This is a genomic window from Kribbella koreensis (genome assembly GCF_039525325.1).
GTDB classification, from domain to species: domain Bacteria; phylum Actinomycetota; class Actinomycetes; order Propionibacteriales; family Kribbellaceae; genus Kribbella; species Kribbella koreensis.
In genome coordinates this window covers 621357-642138 of record NZ_BAAAHK010000013.1, presented here as the reverse complement: position 1 = coordinate 642138, position 20782 = coordinate 621357, and the positions used below count along the sequence as shown (strand labels likewise).

The window sequence follows — 20782 nt, the reverse complement described above, 5'->3', positions numbered from 1 at the left end:
GGTCTGCCGCAACGCCGGACAGCTAGGTTTGGCGTCATGACCCTGCAGACGCGTCCCCTCGGTTCTTCCGGTATCGACGTCACCACGATCGGGCTGGGCGCCTGGCAGCTCGGCAAGTCCTCGAGCTGGCCGACCGGTCCCGACCCGGACGAGGCGGTGCGGATCGTGCACGCCGCCCTGGACGCCGGGGTGAACTTCATCGACACCGCCCCGGCGTACGCGGACGGCCAGAGCGAACTGAACGTCGGCACCGCGCTGCAGACCGTCCCCCGCGACCAGGTCGTGCTCTGCACCAAGGTCGGCCCGACCCACGACGGGCGCGCCGACTGGTCGGTCGACGCGATCGCGACGTCGGTCGAGGGCAGCGCCCGGCGGATGGGCGTCAACCACATCGACATCGTCGTCCTGCACAGCCCGCCGCCCGAGGTCCTGAACAGCGCCGACCACTACGCCGCTCTGGAAGCCCTGCGCGACAAGGGTCTGATCCGCGCCTTCGGCGCCTCGGTGGACTGGGACCAGGACGTTCGAACCGTCCTGACCAACACCAACTCGCAAGCTCTGGAGGTCCGGATGTCCGCCCTCTTCCAAGAAACCTGGCCGAGCATCTCCGAAGCCCCCACCCACGGCGCCGGCGTAATCATCAAGGTCCCCCTCGAGTCAGGCTGGCTCTCAGGCCGGTACGACGCCAACAGCACCTTCACCGACGTCCGCTCCCGCTGGTCCCCCGCCGACGTAGCCCTCCGCGCGGGCCTGGTAGACGAACTCCGCGCCCTACTCCCCTCCGGCGTATCCCTGGTAGACGCCGCCCTCCAGTTCCTCCTCGCAAACACCGGCGTCACCACCGTCATCCCCGGCACCCGCTCGCTCGACCACTTGCAATCCAGCATCGCCGCAGCCTCCAACCCCCTCCCCACCGACACCGTCCACGCAATCCGCACCTGGTACACCAACCGTCTAAGCGCCCAGCACCTCGACTGGTGACGACGCCTCATACCCACCGGATCGACATCGCTGGTGAGGTTGTCATCAAGACGTACGTCGACTGGGCGCGCGACGAGCATCTGCGCGAGTGGAGCGCGTTGCAGCTGATCTCTGCCGCGAAGCCTCACCTGGTGCCGACGCCGATCGAGTTCGTAGCGCCGACACCACAGCCGTCGATCACCATGAGCCGCCTTCCGGGCGAGCCGTTGGGCGGGTCCTTGACCGCAGAACAACTGCGGGGACTGCAGGCTGCTCTGACGGAGCTCTGGTCGATCGCTCCAGCCGGCCTGGAGCCCGTCGACTACGCGGCCTTCGTCGAGCGGGTTCGGCGAGGGAACTCGTCGTGGGAGGGGTCGGGAATCATTGTCGAAGCCCAACTGGCAGCCGCCGAGTGGTTGGTCGGGTCAGCCGCGGACGAACTGATCGAGCCTGTCGACGCCATCGTCGGCCACGTCGACCCCAATCTGGCGAACTATCTCTGGGACGGGAGTCAGGTCCGCATCATCGACTTCGAGGACGCGGGCCAGAGCGATCTCGCCGTCGAACTGGCCAACCTGGTCGAGCACATCGCCTCCCGGGCCACCGATTGGACCGGCTTCCTCGCGCAGTTCTCGGTAGACGCCGAGCGGTTCCAAGATGCCCGCCGCCTCTACGCGATCTTCTGGCTCACGCTGCTCCGGCCCGATGGTCCGTCGGGCCATCGCAACCCGGCCGGGACTGCCGAGCTTCAGGCCGAGCGGGTGCTCGGGTTGCTTTCTTAGGTCGGCTCGGTGGGTGGGTCGTCGGTGGTGGCCAAGGGGCGTTGGGTCCAGTGGACGTCGTGCCAGGCGTTGTGTTTCCAGCCTATTTTTCGGTAGGTGCCGATGGGTTCGAAGCCCAGGGCTGCGTGGAGGCCTTCGCTGGCTGGGTTGGGGAGGGTCATCCCGGCGACGGCGGTGCGATAGCCGCGGGTGGTCAGGCGGTCGAAGAGGGCTTCGTACAGGGCTCGGCCGCCTCCGGTGCGGCGGCGGCCCAGCTCCAGGTAGATGCTGACTTCGCAGGACCACCGGTACGCCGCTCGCGGCTTCATGACTCCGCCGTACGCGTAGCCGACAACCGTGCCGTCGTCATCCTCGAGGACCAGCCACGCGTGGGTTCGCGTGGCCGTCTCGATTCGGGTGGCCATTTCGTCGACCGACGGCGGGTCGAGTTCGAAGGTGATGGCGGTGTCACGGACGTAGGGCGCGTAGATCGCCGCGCAGGCTTCGGCGTCCAGTGCGGTCGCATCGCGAATCTTTCCCATGCCACGATAGTAGCCATACATGCCGCTATAGTGGCAAGTATGGATGATCCGCTGTCCGCCTCGCTGGCGGCGACGTTGCAGGCCGCGCGCGTCGGTCGCGAGCTGTCGGTCAACGCGCTCGCCGACCGGTCGGGGGTGTCCCGGGCGATGATCGGGAAGATCGAGCGCGGGGAGGCGCAGCCGACCGCAGTACTGCTGGGCAGGCTCTCCGGAGCACTCGGGCTGACGTTGTCCGAGCTGGTCGCGCGGGCGGAGGGCGGGGCCGATGAGCTGCTGCGGCGAGCGGCGGATCAGCCCACGTGGACCGACCCGGCCACCGGGTACCGTCGCCGGGCGATCTCCCCCATCAGCGACAGCCCGCTCGAACTGGTCGAGGTCGAGCTGCCGCCGGGCGCCTCGGTTTCGTACCCGGCGGACGCGTACATCTTCAAGTACCAGCAGATCTGGGTTCTCGAAGGCAGCCTGCATTTCCAGGAAGGCGAGATCCTCCACCAGCTGTCGACCGGCGACTGTCTTCAGCTAGGCGCCCCCGCGCCGTGCACCTTCATCAACCCCACGCCCAGCACCACCCGGTACCTCGTTGCCTTGGTCAAAAGTCGCTGAACCAGCCGCATCGGGAGATGGCCTGGACCGGTCCGACAGCTTGAGCCAGACGACCCCGCTGACGATCACGGCGAGCCAGAACGCCTTGGTCGGGGTGAGGGTCTCGTCGAAGAAGACGGGGCCGAGCAACGCGGCGCCGACCGCGCCGATCCCGGCCCAGACCGCGTACCCGATCCCCATGTCGATCGTCCGCAGGGCGACGCTGAGCGCGAACAGCGTCAGCAGGAAGAACACCACCGCGACGAGCGACCAGGACAGCACGCTGAACCCGTGACTTCCGCCGACGGACAGGGCGTAGCCGACCTCGAACACGCCGGCGAGAAGCAGTACCAGCCATCCCCGTACCCGCGCCGTCACAGCGTGGATCCGCTGAGTTGCAGTCCGGCGACGCCGACGATGATGACGGCGATACCGATCAGTTTTCGCCGGCCGAGCCGTTGCCCGAACAGGCTTGCGCCCAAGACGGCGATCCCGATCCCGGCGACCGAGGTCCAGACGGCGTACCCGACGCCGACGTCGAAGGTCAGCAGCGCGAGGCTGAGGAAGTACGTCGCAACGCCACCGCTGACCAGCGTCGCCACGGTCCATCCCCACCGGGTGAACCCTTGCGCCTTACTCGCCGCGATCGCGACGGTGATCTCGAAGACGACCGCGACGCCGAGATGAAGCCACTCCATGATCCGTCCTTCCGTGGTCCCTGATGCGGCCCTCATCGTGAACCCTCACACCGGCGTCAACTGCAAGAATGTTCCCCATGCGCATCGGAGAACTGGCCGAAGCCAGCGGCGTCAGCCCACGCTCCTTGCGGTACTACGAGGAGCACGGCCTGATCCGGGCCGCCCGTACTCCCGCCGGCTGGCGCGACTTCGACGACGACACGGTCGAACGCGTAGTCCTCATCCAGCACCTCTTTGCCGCCGGCCTCTGCAGCACCACCATCAACGAGCTACTCCCCTGCCTGGAATCCCCACCCGAGGAACGCACCGGCGTCCTCGAGCAGCTCCTGGCCGACCAACTAGAACGCCTCGAATCCAAACGCCGAGACATCACCCGAGAGATAGAAACCCTCCAAGCCCTCCGCACCGAAACCAAGGTCTCCGCCCCACCAACCTGACGAAGCAGCCGCCCCAAGGCCACCCAGGCCGGCGACTCTCCTGGTCACTGCGGGTCGGCGGGCATCAAGACGTCAAGTCCGATATCGATCGCCGGCGCGGAATGGGTGATGGCGCCGAGGGCGATCGAGTCCACTCCGGTGAGCGCGACCTGGCGGGCATCGCTCAGGGTGAATCCGCCGCTGGCCTCGAGTCGCACGTCGCGCGGGCAGTTGCGTGCGCGTTCGACGGCGATCCCCATGTCGTTCACGGCGAAGTTGTCCAGCATGATCTGGTCAGCGCCGTGAGCGAGAGCCTCGTCGAACTGGTCCAGTGAGTCCACCTCGATCTGTACCGGCACCGCACCACGGGGGTGAGCCTCGGCGACGCGGGCGAGTGCGTTGCCGACCCCTCCGGCGGCTGCGACGTGGTTGTCCTTGATGAGGATCTCGTCGAACAGGCCGTGCCGGTAGTTGGCGCCGCCGCCGCACCGTACGGCGTACTTCTCGAGTGCGCGGAGCAGCGGTGTGGTCTTGCGGGTGTCGCGCACCACGACCCCGGTACCTTCGAGCGCGTCGACCCAGGTCCGGGTAGCGGTCGCGATTCCGCTCAGGTGAGTGAGCAGGTTCAGCGCTGTTCGTTCGACCGCCAACACGGCTCGCGCCGGCGCGCTCAGAGTCGCCAGGTGCTGACCGGGAGCGATGCGGTCTCCGTCCGTCACCAAAGGCGTGAACTTGGCCGACGGGCCGATGGCGTCGTCGCACAGCAAGGCCACCACCGGAAGTCCACAGGCCACGCCGGCGCCGCGCGAGGTGAAGCTGACCTCAAGGTCTACGTCGGTGGGGATCGTCGCCAGCGAGGTGAGGTCTCCGGCCTCGGATAGATCTTCGGCCATTGCCGCCCTCAGCAGGCTGAGCACCTCGTCCGGATCGAGGTTCGCGAGCCGCAATGCGTCACGGGCACTGCCTGCATCGTCGAGCACGCGCACGCTGTCGAAGGTGGGCGCGTTCGGTTCGAGCGGGACTCCAGCGGCGTTCGCAGCGAAGGAGATCGCGTGGTACCAGCCGCAGAGCAGCGTGATGTCGAGCAGCTCCGCCTCGGTGAACTCAACCGAGAGCAGGTCCCACAGCGGCTCCGGGATCGTGGAGTTGTCGTGGAGTGCGTCAGCCGCACGAACCAGGAGGCGGTCCCGCGTCGAGGTCCAGCAAGGGTCACCGGGGCCTCCGTGCGTCAGGGATGTGACTTGCTCCGACGAGAAGCCGACCCGCTCCGCGAAGAAGGCGACGTGAACTCCCCACTCGTACTCGCAACCGCAGCGGGCGCACGTACGGTCGATCAGGATCTCGCGGTCGCGCATGCTGATGGAGAGCGCACGGCTCAACTCGTAGGCGCCCCAGCCGTGCATCGCCTTGGTCATCGACAGGTTCTTGGCAAACGTGCGGAAGAGCCCGATCGGGGGGACACCCGGCGGCATCATCGGGGCGAGCGCAGCTGCCACCTCCGGGTCGAACGGGGCTTCCAGCGGAGTGATTCGCACGGCCGGTTCCTCATTTCGTAAATCGAAATCCTTGCTCGGCACGCTAGCATTTCTAAATCCGAAAACCTCCAGGAGGATGTGTGACGCCGACCACTCCGGCACCGGGTCATCCGGTTCGCGGTTCGTCGACCGGGCGCCCGGTCATGGCGGCCATGGACCTACTTGGCCGGAGGTGGGCGTTGCGGGTGCTGTGGGAGCTTTCCCATCAGCCGCTGCGGGCGCTCGAGCTCAAGGACAGGTGTGACGACATGTCGTCGAGCGTCCTGTACCAACGGCTACGCGAGCTGTCGGAAGCAGGACTCGTCATCCAGCACAGCGACGGCCGATTCGCCATCACACCACTGGGCGGAGACCTGCGCGCCGCCCTCGAACCCCTCGACGCATGGTCCCGCCGCTGGGCCGAACGCCCCTGACCCCCAGGCCCGCGCAGCCGGCGTGGGGGAAGCAGTCGGGGAATGTGGGTTGGTTGGGGACATTGGCTGGGTGGGCGTGATTGGGTGGGGGCGGCTGGGTCCCTCGTGATCGGATGTTGAGGATGGGCGTTTCTGCGGTGGTCTGGGTTCTGACCGTGCTGGCGATTGTCGGGCTGCTTGCCTTCGACTACTTCTTCCACGTGCGGAGCGCACACGTGCCGACCCTGCGGGAAGCGGCCGTCTGGTCCAGCCTGTACGTCGGGATCGCGATCGCCTTCGGACTCGGCACACTCGTCATCGGCGGCACCGGCATGGGCTCGGAGTACTTCGCCGGCTACATCACCGAGAAGGCGCTGTCGGTCGACAACCTGTTCGTCTTCCTGATCATCATGACCAGCTTCCGCGTCCCCCGGGAGAACCAGCAGAAGGTGCTGCTGGTCGGCATCGTCATCTCGCTGATCGCCCGGGCCGGCTTCATCTTCCTCGGCTCGGCGCTGCTCAACACGTTCGCCTGGGTCTTCTACCTGTTCGGCCTGGCGCTCCTGATCACCGCCGGCAACATGCTCAAGCCCCAGACCGAGGAATCCCACTCAGCCCAGAACGTCATCGTCCGGCTGGCCCGCAGACTCTTCCCGACCACCGAGAACTACGACGAGGACAAGCTGATCACGCACCAGAACGGCCGCCGGGTGATGACCCCGATGTTGCTCGTGATGGTCGCCATCGGCGGTACCGACCTGATGTTCGCGCTGGACTCGATCCCGGCCATCTTCGGGCTGACCCAGAACGTGTACGTCGTCTTCACCGCGACCGCGTTCAGCCTGCTCGGCCTGCGGCAGCTGTACTTCCTGCTCGACGGCCTGCTGGACCGGCTGATCTACCTGTCCTTCGGGCTGGCCGCGATCCTCGCCTTCATCGGCGCGAAACTGATCCTGCACGCGCTGCACGAGAACAACCTGCCGTTCATCAACGGTGGCGAGCCGATCGAGGTGATGGAGATCAGCACCGGCCTGTCGCTGGTGGTGATCCTGGTGGTGCTGGTGATCACGATCCTCGCGTCGCTGTTCAGCACCCGCGGCCGGACCCAGACGGCGATGGCCAACATCCGCCGCGACGCGCTCGCCTATCTCGACGCGGAGTACACCGACGACGCCAACGAGCGCGAGCGCCTGTTCGCCAGGCTGCAGGAGTCCAAGGAGCACATCATTGCCCTCGGCCCCAAAGCCAAGCAGATCGTCAAGAACGAGACCGAGCTGATGGAGCTCTGCGCCCGCGTCATCGAGACCCGCCAGACCAGCACCAAGTCCTAGCCACCACGGACTAGGTACTCCGAAGCCGGTCCTGATGCCGCCGCGCCTTCAACCGGTTCCCGCACGTTGACATCGAGCACCACCGCCGTGCGTTCGCCTTGCTCCGGTCGATGAGGAACAAGGTGCACTCGGCAACGTTCTCGCACGGCCGCAACCGGCCCTGAACCGTCGCCCACGCCAGCACCACCCGCGCCGCGAACCGCGCGCCCTCCAGCTTCCACTCCACACCGGCCTCCCCCACGACCGGCACCTGCCGCACCTCGGCGACGAACCGCTGCAGCCCAGCCGCCGGCTCCTGCCCCCGCACTACGCCCGCGATCGCATCACGCACCTCGCGCGCGGCGGCCGGCGTACCGGGGATGTCGTGCGCGCGGAGCCACTCGACTGCCCCCGCGCCGCGCAGCTCATCGGTCGGTACGCCGTCCACGATCGGCGCCGAGTTGAGCAGCGCGAGCAAGGCTGCCTCATCAGGCATAACCGCATTAACCATATTGACAGGTTACACCTCGACAGTGTTCGCTAGCCCCTGTAACCAGATAAAACTCGCAAAGGGGTTAAACGATGACCGTTCACCACCGCACCGTCGAGGTCGATGGACACGAGATCTTCTACCGGGAGGCAGGACCGGCCGACGCGCCCGTACTGCTGCTCCTGCACGGATTCCCGGCGAGTTCGCACATGTTCCGCGACCTGATCCCGTTGCTCGAAGACCGCTACCACCTGATCGCGCCCGACCACCTCGGCTTCGGATACTCGGCGATGCCATCAGCGGCCGAGTTCGAGTACAGCTTCGCCAAGCTGGCCGGCCTGACGACCGCCTTCACGGAGACGCTCGGCCTCACGCAGTACGCGCTGTACGTGCAGGACTACGGCGCGCCGATCGGGTGGCGGATGGCGCTGGAGCACCCGGAGCGGATCACGGCGATCATCACCCAGAACGGCAACGCCTACGAGGACGGGTACGTCGAGGAGATGTGGGCCGCCGTCGTCGCTTACGACGCGAACCCGACCCCGGAGACCGCCAAGGCGGCGGCCGAGATGCAGACCGAGGCGCTGGTGAAGTGGGCCTACCAACACGGCGTCAAGGACCAGACTCTGCTCAGCCCCGACGCCTGGCAGCACGACCTGTCACTGCTCGCCCGCCCCGGTGCCGAGCAGGTGCAGCTGGACCTGGTCTGCACTTATCTGGACAACTTCAAGCTCTACCCGAAGTTCCAGGAGTACTTCCGCACCAGCCAGGTCCCGCTGCTGGCAGCTTGGGGCGCAGGCGACGAGATCTTCCCACCCGCCGGCGCGAAGGCCTTCCAACGCGACCTGCCCGACGCCGAGATCCACCTTCTCGACGCAGGCCACTTCGCCCTCGAATCCAACGCCCCGGAGATCGCCGACCTGATCAAGGACTTCCTGGGCCGAAAACTCAGCTGAGAGCTCCGCCCGCCGGACTGCGCGAGCACCTGAGCATGACACCCACCGAAGCATGGCGAAGGAGCATTGTGGGCACTGGCAGGCCAGGGAGTGCGTCACTCGGACCTCGGGTGGCGGTCCGATGAGGTGAGGGTGACGTGATGTTCAAGGCTGTGCTCGCGGTGATTCCAGTGCATGAGCTCGCGCCGGCGGCTCAGTGGTACGAGTCGTTCTTCGGGCGGCCCGCGGACCAGCAGCCGATGGACACCCTGGCGGAATGGCACTTGAGCGAGTTCGGTGTGGTCCAGGTCTTCCAGGACCCCGAGCGGGCAGGTCGTACGTCGGTCAACTTCGCCGTCGACGACCTGGACACGACGCTCTCCACGCTCGCCGGCTCGGGGATCACCGCAACCGACCCTCAGATCGTCTCCAGTGGTCGCCAGCGCCTCGCGACCACGACCGACGCGGACGGCAACACGCTGGGGTTGATCCAGGTCATCGCCTGACCTCGGCGCCCCCTACGGTTCAGGGAGCAGAATCGTAGGGGGATGCGAGTGCTCCGCAAGTTGCTGATCGTTGTCGCCGTGGTGGCGACTCTGCTGTCGTTGGTGGGAACCGCGCGGTTGGTCGGCCCCCGTGGGGAGCCCACCGACGGCGCGGTCAAGCAACTGCGGTTCCTGAGGCAAGCGATCGAGAACGGGGCCGATCAGGACGCTCAGGGGATCAAGCCCGAGGGCTACTTCTTCATGAATGTGCTCTACGGGCTGTCCTGGGTGCAGGTCGGTCTCGACTCGCCGGTACGCCGGGCCGAGGCGACAGCCCAAGCGCAGTGGGCACTCAACCGGCTCTACACCGCCGACGGCACGAGACCCTTCGACCTCGCCGGACTCAGCCCCCGGTACGGCGTATTCCACGCGGGCTGGACCAACTGGCTCCGCGGCGGCATCGTCGCGCTGCAGCCGCCCGAGTCGCGCGACCTCACGGCGTACACGAAAACCTCGACCGAGCTGGCGAAAGCCTTCGATGCGTCGCAAACCCCTTACCTGGATGCGTATCCGGGTCAGGCGTGGCCGGTCGACTCGACGGTGGCGATGGCCTCTATCGCTCTCTACGACCACCTGGTGACACCTCGTTTCCAGCCGACCGTGGAGCGCTGGGTGGCCGGGGTGAAGACGCGGCTCGATCCGGCGACCGGGCTGATGCCGCACCAGGTGACGCCGGTGAGCACGGGGGCTCGGGGTACGTCGCAGACGCTGATCCATCGGTTCCTGCTGGAGATCGATCCGGGGTTCGCGCGGTCGCAGTACGAAGTGTTCCGGGAGAAGTTCGTCACGGGGCTCGGGCCGGCGATCCGGGAGTTCCCTGAGGGGACCGACGGGAGCGGGGATGTCGATTCCGGCCCGCTGGTGTTCGGGGTGAGCCTGTCGGCGACGACGGTCGGGCTCGGGGCGGCGAGGGTGCAGCACGATCGGCTGGCCGGCGTACTGGCTCGGGAGGGTGAGCTGCTGGGCGTACCGGTCTCTGGGTTGCATACGAAGCGATATGCGCTCGGGCTGATGCCGATCGGGGACGCGTTCCTGGTCTGGTCCGCGACGGCGCGACCGTTCGCGGCTCAACCACAACCGCAGGTCGGCAACGGGTTCGGAGGATGGTGGATTCCGTGGCTGGTGCTGGTCTGGCTGCCGAGCCTCGTACTGTGGGGGTTCGTTCGGCTGACCAGACGGAGGACCGATGGCCGCGGCGCAGCGGATCAGTAGCCGGAATGCTCGCTTCCAGGTGTGGGAGGCGCTGCTCACCAACCGGAACAAGCGGCTCCGGGCCGGCGAGTTCCTGGTGCAGGGAGTCCGGCCGATCAGCCTGGCGATCGAGCACGGGTGGACCATTCGGGCGTTCCTGTACGACTCGGAACGCGGACTGTCTCGCTGGGCCGGCGACCTGCTGCAGGATCATCGCAGCGTCGAGCGGGTGAGCATGGCGCCGGAGCTGCTGGCCGAACTGGGTGAGAAGGGCGAGACGCCGCCCGAACTGATCGCGGTTGTCGAGATGCCTGCGGACGACCTCGATCGGATCAAGGTCGGTCCGGACTTCCTCGGCGTCGTGTTCGATCGGCCGACCGGGCCGGGCAACATCGGGTCGATCATCCGGTCCGCGGATGCTTTCGGTGCTGACGGCGTGATCGTCACCGGGCACGCCGCCGACGTGTACGACTCGAAGGCCGTCCGGGCGAGCACGGGGTCGCTGTTCGCAGTACCGGCCGTGCGGGTGCCGTCGCAGCGCGAGGTGATGGCGTGGATCGAGGAGCAGCGCGCGGCCGGAACGCCGGTTGTCGTGGTCGGCACGGACGAGCACGGCGAGGCCGACATCTTCGACTTCGATCTCACCCAGCCGACCCTGCTCCTGATCGGCAACGAGACCTCAGGCCTCAGCGCCGCCTGGAAGGAACTCGCTGACCACCTCGTCCGCATCCCGATGACCGGCTCAGCCAGCTCCTTGAACGCCGCCAACGCAGCAACCGCCGTCCTCTACGAAACCTCCCGTCAGCGTTCCCAATCCTTCAAGACCGGCGGCAGCGGCGACTCATAACTTGGTCGCCATGACTACTCGTCCCCAACCGATGATCGCCGTCACCGACGTCGAGAAGAGCAGCACCTGGTACTGCGTTGTGCTGGGCGCGACCAGTGGCCACGGCGGCCCGGAGTACGAGCAACTGCTGGTCGACGACGCGATGATCCTCCAACTCCACAAGCTGGAACTCGGCCACCACCACGGCACCATCGGCGACCCCGGCCAGCCTCTGGGCAACGGAGTCGCGCTCTGGTTCGAGGTCGACGACCTGCACGCAGCCGCCGACCGCGCCATCACCATCGATGCCACCGTCCAGACCACGATCCACCACAACCCCAACGCCGACCACCACGAACTCTGGCTCCGCGACCCCGACGGTTACCTGGTTGTGCTGGCTTCAAGCAGTGGCCAGGATCTCGCCGTGGAGTAGAGAGATGAAGGCTGCTGGGTCGGCCGCCCAAGCCTTCCAGGCTTCGGAGATCTCATCCAGAGTCTGCTGCGGTACGCCGGAAGCGAGCGCCTGCTTCGCCATCGCCGACTGGAGGATGCGGTCGGCCCACATGCCACCCCACCAGGCCCGGTCCTCGTCGGTGGTGAAGGTCCAGTTGCTGGCTGTCGCCTCGACCTTTTCGAAGCCGGCTGCGAGGGCCCAGGAGAGCAGGCGCCGGCCGGCGTCGGGTTCGCCGCCGTTGGCGCGGGCCAGGCGTTGGTACAAGGTCATCCACTCGGCGAGCTGCGGCAGCTCGGGGAACCAGGCGAAGGCTTGATAGTCGGAGTCGCGGGCCGCGACGATGCCGCCGGGTTTGCAGACGCGGCGCATCTCGCGGAGCGCCTGGACCGGGTCGGCGACATGCTGCAGGACCTGGTGGGCGTGGACGACGTCGAAGGAGTCGTCAGGCAGGTCGAGGTGGTGGACGTCGCCGACGACGAAGTCCACCGAGATGTCGAGCTCGGCGAAGGTCGCGCGGGTGATGTCGAGCGCGCTCTCGTTCGCCTCGAGGGCCGTCGTCCGGCCCGGCTGGACGAGCCTGGCGAGGTCGGCCGTGATGGTGCCGGGCCCAGCGCCGATGTCGAGCAGGGACTGGCCGGGACGCAGCTGCGGCAGCAAGTAGCCGGCGGAGTTCTCGGCGGTGCGCCAGCTGTGCGAGCGCAGTACGGATTCGTGGTGGCCGTGCGTGTACACGTTGTTCATGACGGACTCCCTTGTCCTCGGTCGACCCGCTCAGGCTAGCGCTTCATCTTGCTCAATGAGACATATTGTCTTGAATATCGAGACGAAGATGATGACCGGATATGGCCAGACCGGGACCGGCCCGGCGGGTGATTCTTGAGTCCTGAGAACGCATCCATCAGGAGGAAGAAGTGCTGGCAAAGGTGTTTCCCATTCATCTGAAGAGCGGCAACCAGGCGAAGGCCGAGGAGCTTGTTCAGGCGTTCGCGCCGCAGGGGCCGGGGCAGGAAGAAGGGACGTTGTCGTTCCGGGTGTATCGCGATCCGGCGACGCCCGACTACCTGCTGTTCGTGGAGCACTTCGCGGACCAGGCGGCGTACGACGCGCACACCGGCTCGTCGGCGTACAAGGAACTGATCGCGGGGCAGTTCGCCGAGCTGATCGTCGAGTTCGTCGAGATCGATCACGAACTGCTGGTCAGCCTGTGAACGCCGAGCGGGCCCAGGCCCAGGCTCGGGCTTTTCGGGCACTGCATGCGGACGGGCCGCTGGTCCTGCCGAACGCGTGGGACCCGGGTTCGGCGCGGGCGATCGAGGCGGCCGGAGCGAAGGCTGTCGCGACGACGAGCGCGGGGGTTTCGTGGGCCGAGGGAGTCGCGGACGCGGGTGGTCTCACCCGCGCCGCGGCGCTCGCGGTACTGCGCCGCATCGCGGCCGTCATCTCGGTACCACTCACCGCCGATCTGGAATCCGGGTACGGCGAGACGCCGGCCGAGGTCGGCGAAACCGTCGCCGAGGTGATCGAGATCGGCGTCGTCGGCATCAACCTCGAGGACAGCGTCGCGCACGTGCTGGGCGATCCGTCCTTGCTGGCCTCGCGAATCGCCGCGGCACGCGAGGCAGCGGTTGCTGCAGGCATCGACCTGGTGATCAACGCGCGGACCGACACCCATCTGTTCGGCGACGGGACCGGGACGCTCGAAAGAGCACGCCTGTACGCCGAAGCCGGCGCCGATGTGCTCTTCGTACCAGGCGTCGGGGATGCGGAAACGATCCGCGAACTCGTCGCCGGGTCACCGCTTCCGCTGAACGTGATGACCGGCCCCGGCGGGCCGTCGATTGGCGAGCTGGCCGCGTTGGGGGTCGCTCGGATCAGTCTTGGGCCGGCTCTCAGCGCGGGCGCTTATGGGCTCGCGGCGGCGGCTGCGCAGGAGGTGCTTACCACCGGCACCTATGAGTTCTTGGGTGACCTGGGCAAGCACAACGCACTACTGCAGTAGATGAAGGTAAGCGAGAGCCCGCCACGGACGCCAGGCTTCTGAGTCCGTGGTGGGCTCGCCCGGGAAGGCATCGCGGGCGCCCAGGCGAAGGGCGATGTGGTGCGCGGCGGTCGCACTGATCCCGTCGATGCGGGTGAGGGCCGGGACCAGGGTTTCGAGCGGCTCGCCGCCGTCCAGCTTGATGTTGCCTACAGCAACTTCATTGGCCAGCGCCCGGAGGGTGTCGCCGAGGCGACCCGGCTGGTCGTACTGCCTCGCCACCGTCTCAGCCGAAGGAAACGCATGAGTGAGCCCGTACCCGAGCCCAGCCACCGGCGTACCAACCGCCTCCACCAACTGTGCGAGCGACTGACGGTGCCCGCTGGACAGCAGGTCTCGCACGACCGACGCGACGGCGATCTCGAACGGCGCCCAGGCGCCAGGCACTCGAATGCCGGGGCGGGCTTTGATGAGGGGGCCGATGGTTGGGTCGCCGGTCAGTTGGGCGGTGGCGAGGACGGGTTCGGTTTCGAGGCCGACCAGGGTGCCGGCGCGTTCTACGACGTGGATTACGCCTTCCCAGTAAGGGAGATGGGCTCGCAGGATGAGGTGCTCCGGGCCGCCGGCGGCGAGTTCGAGGAGGCCGGGGTCGCCGTCGAGGGCGATCGTGCGGCGGTAGACGCCGTCGATGACGGACTCGACGCCGGGGATCGCGCGGGCTTCGAGGAAGGCGATCATGGCCGGCCAGTCGTACGGCGGGGTGTACGGCATCCGGAGTACGAGCCCTCCGTCGGCCGCGAGCCGGTCGGTACGCCGACGCCGCTCGCGCAACTCGCGTGGGGTCGACCGGAAGATCTCCCGCATCGCCCGGTTGAACTGGCGCAGGCTGCCGAAGCCGGACGCGAAGGCGATATCGGCGATCGTCAGCTCCGAGTCGTCCAGCAGGCGCCGGGCGAAATGCGCGCGACGAGACCGGGCGAACTGATCCGGGGTGACGCCGAGATGATCGTTGAACATCCGCCGCAGATGACGCGCCGACAGCCCCAGCCGTGCGGCCAACGCGGCCTCATCCGCATCGTCGAGCACCCCAGTGATGATCAACTGGACCGCCCGGCAGACGAGTTCCGGGGCTTCGTCGGCAACGGTGCCGGCGACACGGTACGGACGGCAACGCAGGCAGGCACGATAACCGGCGGCCTCGGCGGCAGCGGGCAGCTCAAAGGTCTCGACGTTCTCCGCCAACGGCTTGGCGCCACAGCCGGGGCGACAGTAGATGCCGGTGGTACGGACTGCGGAGTACGTGGTCACTCAGCCATCGTGCTGATACTGGGCTGGTCCGTCCAGTCATATCCGGACAGATGCCGATCATCACCGGACAGGCCGCTAAGGTGCCCGGATGTCGTCGAAGCCCATGCTCATCGTGGTCAGCGGTCCCCCGGGCAGCGGCAAGACCACACTCGCCCACCGGATCGCGGCCGCTGTCGGTTGTCCGGCGATCTGCCGGGACGAGATCAAGGAGGGGATGGCGCACGCGACGCCGGGGTTCGTGCCGGGTCCCGCGGATCCGCTGACGATGCGCACGCTCGCGACGTTCTTCGACGTCATCGGCCTGCTGATCGGTCGCGGCTCGACGGTGGTGGCCGAGGCCGCGTTCCAGGATCGCGTCTGGCGGCCGGGGCTGACGCCGTTCCTAGGGCTGGCCGAACTGCGGATCGTGCACTGTGAGGTCTCCGCCGAGATCGCGCACGACCGCATCACCACCCGCGCCACCGAGAACACCCTCCGCAAGGCCCACGAGGACGGTCACCGTTCCGCGGAGACCTGGCGCCGCGGCCACACCGCGTTCGACCCGATCACGCTGCCGGTCCCCACCCTGACGGTCGACACCACCGACGGCTACCAGCCGGACCTCCCGGCGATCATCCAGTTCCTTGACCGCTAGTACGCGGCCCAGCCCCCGATAGTGCGCCACAGCTCCCCCAGCCCGTCCGACGTCCCTGTACGCCGTACAGCCTCCGCGCACCGTCCGTTGCCGCCCACCGACAAACACCCCGACAAACGCCGAACCGGCTGGCTACCATCGGACAGATGCAGCCGGCCGAGGGGGAGTTCCGCGAACTGCTGCGCGCCTACCGGCAGCGCGCCGGCCTGACCCAGGAGGAACTGGCCGAACGCGCCGGCCTCAGCGTCGACGCCATCGGCCTCCTCGAACGAGGCGAACGCCGCCGCCCCCAACGCCAAACCCTCACCGCCCTCGCCGCCGCCCTACACCTCACCCCCACCGACCGGGAGGACTTGGAACGCGCCCGCCAAGGGGAGCTGATCACCCGCTCCCCCGGCACCCCTGGCGAACGACGCCCGCTCCCGATCCCGCCCAATCCCCTCCTCGGCCGCACCACCGAGGTCGCCTCGGCCATCACGCTGCTGGCAGATTCATCAGTCCGCTTGCTGACCATCGTCGGCCCGGGAGGAGTGGGCAAGACCCGCCTCGCACTGGAGATCGCCAGCCAGTTCGCGGGTGGCGCGGCGCTCTCGCCCGACGGCGAGTTGGTAGCGGGGGCGCCAGCAGATGGCGAGGATTCAGCGGCGCCCGCGCGGCCAACGGACGTCCCGGGTCGGGCGGGGCTGGTGTTTGGGGGTGGGGTGGTGTTTGTGGGGTTGGGGGATTTGCGGGAGGTGGGGTTGGTTGGGGCGGAGGTTGTCCGGTCGCTGGGGGTGAAGGAGCGGGGTGGGACGAACGCAGTAGGCAGGGCGGTTGAGGCCATTGGGAATAGCGAGATGTTGTTGGTGGTCGACAACTTCGAGCATTTGGTGGCGGGGGCGGGGGTGGTGGCGGAGTTGCTCGCCGCGTGCCCGGGGCTTCGGGTGCTGGCGACCAGTCGGACGCCGTTGCGGGTCAGTGGTGAGCGGGTGTTCTCGTTGCGGCCGTTGGACGTTCCGGAGGAGTTGTCGGCCGGTGAGTTGCTGACACTGCCGGCGGTGGAGATCTTTGCCCGGCGGGCGCTGGCCGTCGTACCGGGATTTGCTGTGTCTGCTGGGAATTCGGGGACTGTCGCGGCGATCTGCCGGAAGGTGGACGGGTTGCCGTTGGCGATCGAGTTGGCGGCGCCGTGGGTGCGGGTGTTGTCGGAGCAGGAGCTGCTGGAGCAGCTTGGCAAGCTCGAGTTGCTGGCGGACGGGCCGCGGGATCTTCCTGAGCGGCACCAGGCATTGCGGAACACACTTGCCTGGAGCAACCAATTGCTGACGGCGGGCCAGCAGCGGGTGCTGGCCGCGTTGTCGGTGTTCGTCGGTGGTTTCAGCACAGAGGCGGCGATCGCGGTGACGGGGGCGTCGGTGCGGGATCTCGCCGCGCTCGTCGACAGCAGTCTGGTGACGCCGGACGGGGAGCGGTTCCGGTTGCTGGAGATGGTTCGGCAGTATGCCGATGAGCAGTTGCAGCCGGCGGATCGCGAGGCGGTACTGGCGAAGTACGACGCGTATTTCTTCGAGCTGACCGCCCGCGCCGAGATGGTCGGCCCGGACGAGACTCGCTGGAAGCTCCGGCTCGCCGCCGATGACGCCAATGTCGACGCTGCCGTCGGACATGTGGTTGCGACCGGGGATCCGCAGCGGTCGATCCAGTTCGTGCGGCAGCTCTGGCGGTACTGGACCTGGCACGGCCGCCTCGCCACGGCCGACCACTGGCTCGCCGCCGTCCGTGGGCTGCTGGACGATTCCGTCGACCTGCTCATCAAGGCCAAACTGCTGCTGTGGAGCGCGACGACCGCCCGGCTGCGCGGTGAGTACGACCAGGCAGAGCAGTTCTTCCTCGCCTCGGCCGAGCTCGCGACGCAGGCCGGCGACCTGAACACGGCCAACGCCGCAACCCACAACCTCGGCATCGTGTACTACGACCTCGGCCGGTACGACGAAGCGGCCGAGTACTTCCGGACGACCGTCACGAAGGCGGCGCACATGGACAGCCGCTACGGCCTGGCCTTCGGCCTGACCTCCGTCGGCGACGTCGAACGCCGACGCGGCGACTCCGCCGCTGCGGGCGCCGCGTACCGGCAAGGTCTGGAGATCTTCCGCGAAATCGACCACGACCGGGGAATCGCCCAAGCACTCCTCGGACTCGCCCACCTGGCCGCCGACGACGGCCGCACCTCCGAAGCCGGCGACCAGTTCATCGAAGCCGCCCGCCTGACCGAAGGCCTCCAGGACCCACTGGCCGCCGACTGCCTCGACGGCCTGGCCCGCCACTACACCGCCATCGGCAACCACCCCGCCGCCACCGACGCGACCACAGCCGCCACCACGCTCCGCCACCGAATAGGCGCCCAGCCCCACGTCAGTCCGTAGTACTAGAACCTGCTAGCTCCGTATCAATCATCTGACTAAAGTCAGGGAATGGTTGATCTGCTGAAGCGGTTCGAGAATCTGACCACTGCTCATGTCGCCGACGCCTGCCTGCGCGCGGACGTTCCGGTGCGGACGGTGTCGCTGCTGCCCGTCACCTCGGGGCGCGTCGCCGGCCGGGTGCTGCCCGTACGCCACGTCGGGAGCGTCGACATCTATCTGGAGGCGTTCGAGTCGGCCGAGGCCGGTGATGTGCTCGTCGTCGACAACGGCGGGCGCCGGGACGAGGCCTGCGTCGGTGACCTGGTCGCCGAGGAGGCGAAGGCGGCCGGCGTCACCGGCCTTGTCGTCTGGGGGTTGCACCGCGACACCGTCGACGTCCAGGCGGTGGGTCTGCCCGTGTACAGCCTCGGCGCGCTGCCGACCGGCCCGCTACGGCTCGATCCGCAGGCGCCTGACGCTTTGGAGTATGCGGTCGTCGGCGAATGGACGGTCACCAGGGCGGACGTAGTACTGGGTGACGAGGACGGCGTCATCTTCATCCCGGCCGGCCGCGCCGACGAACTGCTCGACCTCGCCGCCTCGATCCAGTCGACCGAACGACGCCAGGCAGAACTCATCAGAGCCGGTACTTCGCTCCGCCGGCAAGTCGGTTTCGACGCCTACCTCGCCGCCCGCAAGGAGCGTCCGTCGCTCACCTTTCGCGAGCATCTTCGCGGTGTCGGTGGCGCGATCGAGGAGTGAGTAGGCTCCTTGCGTGTCTTCTGACGAGCTGACCGCGGCCGCCGCGGGGACCTGGAAACTCGGCGACCTCACCGTCAACCGGATGGGCTTCGGCTCGATGCGGTTGGCGGGCAGTCCGGATCGCGAGGTGGCCCTCCAGGTCCTGCGGCGCGCGGTCGAGCTCGGCGTCGACCACATCGACACCGCCGCCTTCTACGGGCCGGCGCTCGACCTGATCCGGGAGGCGCTCTCGCCGTACCCGGACAACCTCGTCATCACCTCGAAGATCGGCCCCGGAGACAGCCCGGAGCGCGGTTTCCACAACGCGACGACCGCGGCCGAGTTGCGCGTCCAGCTCGACGAGAACCTGCGCCGGCTCGGCGTCGACCACCTCGACGTGGTCAACCTGCGGATCATGAACCAGCCCGGCGAGTCGCTGGCCGAACGCTTCCACTGGCTCACCGAGTTCCGCGACGCCGGCCTGATCCGCCACCTCGGCATCTCCAACGTCAGCCCGCACCACCTCGACGAGGCGGAGGCGATCGCTCCGGTCGTCTGCGTCCAGAACCGCTACTCCCTCGAGACGTCCCGCTCCGACGACGCCTTCATCCAGGTCTGCGCCGACCGCGGAGTCGCGTACGTCCCGTTCTTCGCCATCGCCGGTACGACGGGCACGGCCGCGACCGCAGTACAAACCGTCGCCAAGTCCCACAACGCCACAGACCAACAGATCCGCCTGGCCTGGACGCTCCACCAATCCCCCACCGTCCTGGCCATCCCCGGCACCGGCAACCCGGCCCACCTCGAGCAGAACATCGCCACAGCAGCCATCATGTTGTCCACGGAGGACCTCACCCTCCTGAACGCCTGACCGACCGGGGGACGTCATGCGCAAGAAGATCCTGCCCATGGCCTTGGTGCTCGTACTCGTCTTCGGCGCCTGGCTGGCAGACCATCTCAACGGCTCCTCGCTGGACGTAGGCGACGGCTCGACCACCACCGGACTGAGCAACCCGCGCAAGGGCGACGAGATCTACTACCTGGCGCCCTCCGTGGTCAACAAGAGCCGCCAGCCGCTCGAACTCGTCGCCGTCGAACCGCAGACAACCGACCCCGGCATGGAGTTCATCGAGGCCCGGCTGTACCCCGCGCCACCCCGCAAGGAGGGAGCCTGGCTCGCCTGGTCCCCCGGCTCAGGAGAGAACTCAAGCCCGCCGACCCTCCCCTCCAAGCCGATCGGCGGCCAACAGATCGCCCCCGAGTCCACCCTCGAAGGCATCATCTACCTCCGCTACCGCGTCACCTCCGACGCCCGCCCGCTGCACTCCTCCGGCGTAAAAATCACCTACCACCGAGGCTTCCGCAACCACAGCCAGGTACTGGACACGATCTACGAGGTCACCCCACCCACAAACCGCTGACGCCCCACGCCGGCCATCAGAACCCGGCCGCCCCCCTTCAGTTGCAGCCCCTGCAGCTAGTTGCAATTATCCGTTCCTCCGTTGACCCACACCCCGGGATCGCATGTCCTATGACTCCGCACCACCCGACAACGGAGGATCATCAATGCGAGCCCGGAAACGAATTGCGGGAGTCATCAGTATTGCCGCCGCCGGCTTTCTGGCGGCTGGGTTGACGGTGCCGGCGAATGCCAGTTCGGCGGCGGAGGACACTGCTCAGTTCACCCAGTTGGTGAATCTCGTGACTTGGGAGAGCCTCAAGTGTGCGGCTATTCCGGGCAACAACCCGGCCAACCAGGTTCAGGTGATTCAGTTCACCTGCGGCGATGTCAAACATCTGGAACAGCAGTGGGAAGCCACGGATGTGGATATCGACGAATTCAGTAACTTTGTCTACGTCTTCAAGAACAAGAGAACCCTGAAGTGCCTGACGGCGGCCGGTGGCGGGATCGTCTGGCAATACACCTGCATCGCGGGGAACAAGAACCAGCGGTGGGCCTACGACCGCGGCTGGAGACTGCACAACCAGGAGAGCGGGAAATGCCTCGCGGTACCCGGCGGACCAAGAGACGACACCGTCGGGCTGATCCACTTCACCTGCAGTGACAGCAAATCCCAGAAGTGGGACAAGGTCCCAGTTTGA

26 protein-coding genes are annotated in these 20782 nt (G+C 67.5%); 19 read left to right on the top strand and 7 right to left on the bottom strand.

From position 1 onward, the window contains the following. Positions 1–36 precede the first annotated feature (36 nt). Together ABD116_RS27320 and ABD116_RS27315 are read left to right on the top strand one after the other, a co-directional pair. Positions 37–981: an aldo/keto reductase gene (locus ABD116_RS27320; RefSeq protein WP_343976202.1), complete on the top strand. Its 945-nt coding sequence runs from the start codon at positions 37–39 to the stop codon at positions 979–981. Continuing rightward, positions 978–1742 carry a phosphotransferase family protein gene (locus ABD116_RS27315; protein ID WP_343976199.1) on the top strand — a complete coding sequence of 255 codons (765 nt, stop codon included), beginning with the start codon at positions 978–980 and terminating at the stop codon, positions 1740–1742. Before ABD116_RS27320 ends, ABD116_RS27315 begins: the two co-directional genes overlap by 4 nt. On the opposite strand, the gene ABD116_RS27310 is transcribed toward ABD116_RS27315, so the two are convergent. Next, on the bottom strand, positions 1739–2263 hold the full coding sequence (locus ABD116_RS27310) for a GNAT family N-acetyltransferase (RefSeq protein ID WP_343976196.1): 525 nt from the start codon (positions 2261–2263) through the stop codon (positions 1739–1741). The two genes, ABD116_RS27315 and ABD116_RS27310, sit on opposite strands and share 4 nt — an antisense overlap. Before the next feature lie 39 nt (positions 2264–2302). Here ABD116_RS27310 and ABD116_RS27305 point away from each other — a divergent pair, with 39 nt between their 5' ends. Then, positions 2303–2866: a helix-turn-helix domain-containing protein gene (locus ABD116_RS27305; protein WP_343976193.1), complete on the top strand. Its 564-nt coding sequence runs from the start codon at positions 2303–2305 to the stop codon at positions 2864–2866. Here the strand turns inward: ABD116_RS27305 and ABD116_RS27300 are convergent. Further along, positions 2783–3223, bottom strand: coding sequence for a DMT family transporter (locus ABD116_RS27300; RefSeq protein ID WP_343976190.1), 441 nt, complete (start codon positions 3221–3223; stop codon positions 2783–2785). The two genes, ABD116_RS27305 and ABD116_RS27300, sit on opposite strands and share 84 nt — an antisense overlap. Next, complete coding sequence (locus tag ABD116_RS27295) at positions 3220–3543, bottom strand: DMT family transporter (protein WP_343976188.1); 324 nt, start codon at positions 3541–3543, stop codon at positions 3220–3222. The genes ABD116_RS27300 and ABD116_RS27295 overlap by 4 nt, the downstream gene beginning before the upstream one ends. A gap of 77 nt (positions 3544–3620) precedes the next feature. Between ABD116_RS27295 and ABD116_RS27290 the strand changes: the two genes are divergently transcribed. Then, positions 3621–3980, top strand: a complete 360-nt coding sequence (locus tag ABD116_RS27290) for a MerR family transcriptional regulator (RefSeq protein WP_343976185.1) — start codon at positions 3621–3623, stop codon at positions 3978–3980. 44 nt (positions 3981–4024) lie between these two features. Here the strand turns inward: ABD116_RS27290 and nadC are convergent, their stop codons facing one another. Beyond that, on the bottom strand, positions 4025–5494 hold the full coding sequence (nadC, locus tag ABD116_RS27285; protein ID WP_343976181.1) for a carboxylating nicotinate-nucleotide diphosphorylase: 1470 nt from the start codon (positions 5492–5494) through the stop codon (positions 4025–4027). Between the two features lie 152 nt (positions 5495–5646). Between nadC and ABD116_RS27280 the strand changes: the two genes are divergently transcribed. Together ABD116_RS27280 and ABD116_RS27275 are read left to right on the top strand one after the other, a co-directional pair. Continuing rightward, positions 5647–5907 carry a winged helix-turn-helix transcriptional regulator gene (locus ABD116_RS27280; protein ID WP_343976178.1) on the top strand — a complete coding sequence of 87 codons (261 nt, stop codon included), beginning with the start codon at positions 5647–5649 and terminating at the stop codon, positions 5905–5907. A 122-nt stretch (positions 5908–6029) separates the two neighbouring features. After that, on the top strand, positions 6030–7217 hold the full coding sequence (locus ABD116_RS27275) for a TerC family protein (protein ID WP_343976175.1): 1188 nt from the start codon (positions 6030–6032) through the stop codon (positions 7215–7217). A gap of 10 nt (positions 7218–7227) precedes the next feature. On the opposite strand, the gene ABD116_RS27270 is transcribed toward ABD116_RS27275, so the two are convergent. Continuing rightward, positions 7228–7707, bottom strand: a complete 480-nt coding sequence (locus ABD116_RS27270) for a CGNR zinc finger domain-containing protein (protein WP_343976172.1) — start codon at positions 7705–7707, stop codon at positions 7228–7230. Positions 7708–7778: 71 nt separating this feature from the next. Here ABD116_RS27270 and ABD116_RS27265 point away from each other — a divergent pair, with 71 nt between their 5' ends. The 5 genes from ABD116_RS27265 (at position 7779) to ABD116_RS27245 (ending at position 11616) form a co-directional block, all read left to right on the top strand. Next, on the top strand, positions 7779–8642 hold the full coding sequence (locus tag ABD116_RS27265) for an alpha/beta fold hydrolase (RefSeq protein WP_343976169.1): 864 nt from the start codon (positions 7779–7781) through the stop codon (positions 8640–8642). 140 nt (positions 8643–8782) lie between these two features. Beyond that, on the top strand, positions 8783–9127 hold the full coding sequence (locus ABD116_RS27260) for a VOC family protein (protein WP_343976166.1): 345 nt from the start codon (positions 8783–8785) through the stop codon (positions 9125–9127). Positions 9128–9169: 42 nt separating this feature from the next. Further along, positions 9170–10378: a hypothetical protein gene (locus tag ABD116_RS27255; protein ID WP_343976164.1), complete on the top strand. Its 1209-nt coding sequence runs from the start codon at positions 9170–9172 to the stop codon at positions 10376–10378. Beyond that, a complete protein-coding gene (locus tag ABD116_RS27250; RefSeq protein ID WP_343976161.1) occupies positions 10353–11204 on the top strand; it encodes a TrmH family RNA methyltransferase in 852 nt (283 codons plus the stop codon). The genes ABD116_RS27255 and ABD116_RS27250 overlap by 26 nt, the downstream gene beginning before the upstream one ends. 10 nt (positions 11205–11214) lie before the next feature. Beyond that, the gene (locus ABD116_RS27245) at positions 11215–11616 is read left to right on the top strand and encodes a VOC family protein (RefSeq protein WP_343976158.1); all 402 of its coding nucleotides are present in this window, start codon (positions 11215–11217) and stop codon (positions 11614–11616) included. On the opposite strand, the gene ABD116_RS27240 is transcribed toward ABD116_RS27245, so the two are convergent. After that, positions 11584–12378 carry a class I SAM-dependent methyltransferase gene (locus tag ABD116_RS27240; protein WP_343976155.1) on the bottom strand — a complete coding sequence of 265 codons (795 nt, stop codon included), beginning with the start codon at positions 12376–12378 and terminating at the stop codon, positions 11584–11586. The two genes, ABD116_RS27245 and ABD116_RS27240, sit on opposite strands and share 33 nt — an antisense overlap. A gap of 170 nt (positions 12379–12548) precedes the next feature. On the opposite strand from ABD116_RS27240, the gene ABD116_RS27235 reads away from it, so the two are divergent. Together ABD116_RS27235 and ABD116_RS27230 are read left to right on the top strand one after the other, a co-directional pair. Beyond that, complete coding sequence (locus ABD116_RS27235; RefSeq protein ID WP_343976152.1) at positions 12549–12845, top strand: putative quinol monooxygenase; 297 nt, start codon at positions 12549–12551, stop codon at positions 12843–12845. After that, positions 12842–13636 carry an isocitrate lyase/PEP mutase family protein gene (locus tag ABD116_RS27230; protein WP_343976149.1) on the top strand — a complete coding sequence of 265 codons (795 nt, stop codon included), beginning with the start codon at positions 12842–12844 and terminating at the stop codon, positions 13634–13636. Before ABD116_RS27235 ends, ABD116_RS27230 begins: the two co-directional genes overlap by 4 nt. Here the strand turns inward: ABD116_RS27230 and ABD116_RS27225 are convergent. After that, entirely contained in the window at positions 13625–14923 is a 1299-nt protein-coding gene (locus ABD116_RS27225; RefSeq protein ID WP_343976146.1) for an AlkA N-terminal domain-containing protein, read from the bottom strand. The genes ABD116_RS27230 and ABD116_RS27225 overlap by 12 nt on opposite strands. 88 nt (positions 14924–15011) lie before the next feature. Here ABD116_RS27225 and ABD116_RS27220 point away from each other — a divergent pair, with 88 nt between their 5' ends. From ABD116_RS27220 to ABD116_RS27195, 6 genes are all read left to right on the top strand, one after another. Beyond that, positions 15012–15557: a P-loop nucleotide/nucleoside kinase family protein gene (locus ABD116_RS27220; protein WP_343976143.1), complete on the top strand. Its 546-nt coding sequence runs from the start codon at positions 15012–15014 to the stop codon at positions 15555–15557. Between the two features lie 146 nt (positions 15558–15703). Then, a complete protein-coding gene (locus ABD116_RS27215; RefSeq protein ID WP_343976140.1) occupies positions 15704–17959 on the top strand; it encodes an ATP-binding protein in 2256 nt (751 codons plus the stop codon). A gap of 48 nt (positions 17960–18007) precedes the next feature. Continuing rightward, entirely contained in the window at positions 18008–18700 is a 693-nt protein-coding gene (locus ABD116_RS27210) for an RraA family protein (RefSeq protein WP_343976137.1), read from the top strand. Positions 18701–18713: 13 nt separating this feature from the next. Next, a complete protein-coding gene (locus ABD116_RS27205) occupies positions 18714–19550 on the top strand; it encodes an oxidoreductase (protein WP_343976135.1) in 837 nt (278 codons plus the stop codon). 16 nt (positions 19551–19566) lie between these two features. After that, positions 19567–20100, top strand: coding sequence for a hypothetical protein (locus ABD116_RS27200; RefSeq protein WP_343976133.1), 534 nt, complete (start codon positions 19567–19569; stop codon positions 20098–20100). 145 nt (positions 20101–20245) lie between these two features. Continuing rightward, complete coding sequence (locus tag ABD116_RS27195) at positions 20246–20782, top strand: RICIN domain-containing protein (protein WP_343976130.1); 537 nt, start codon at positions 20246–20248, stop codon at positions 20780–20782.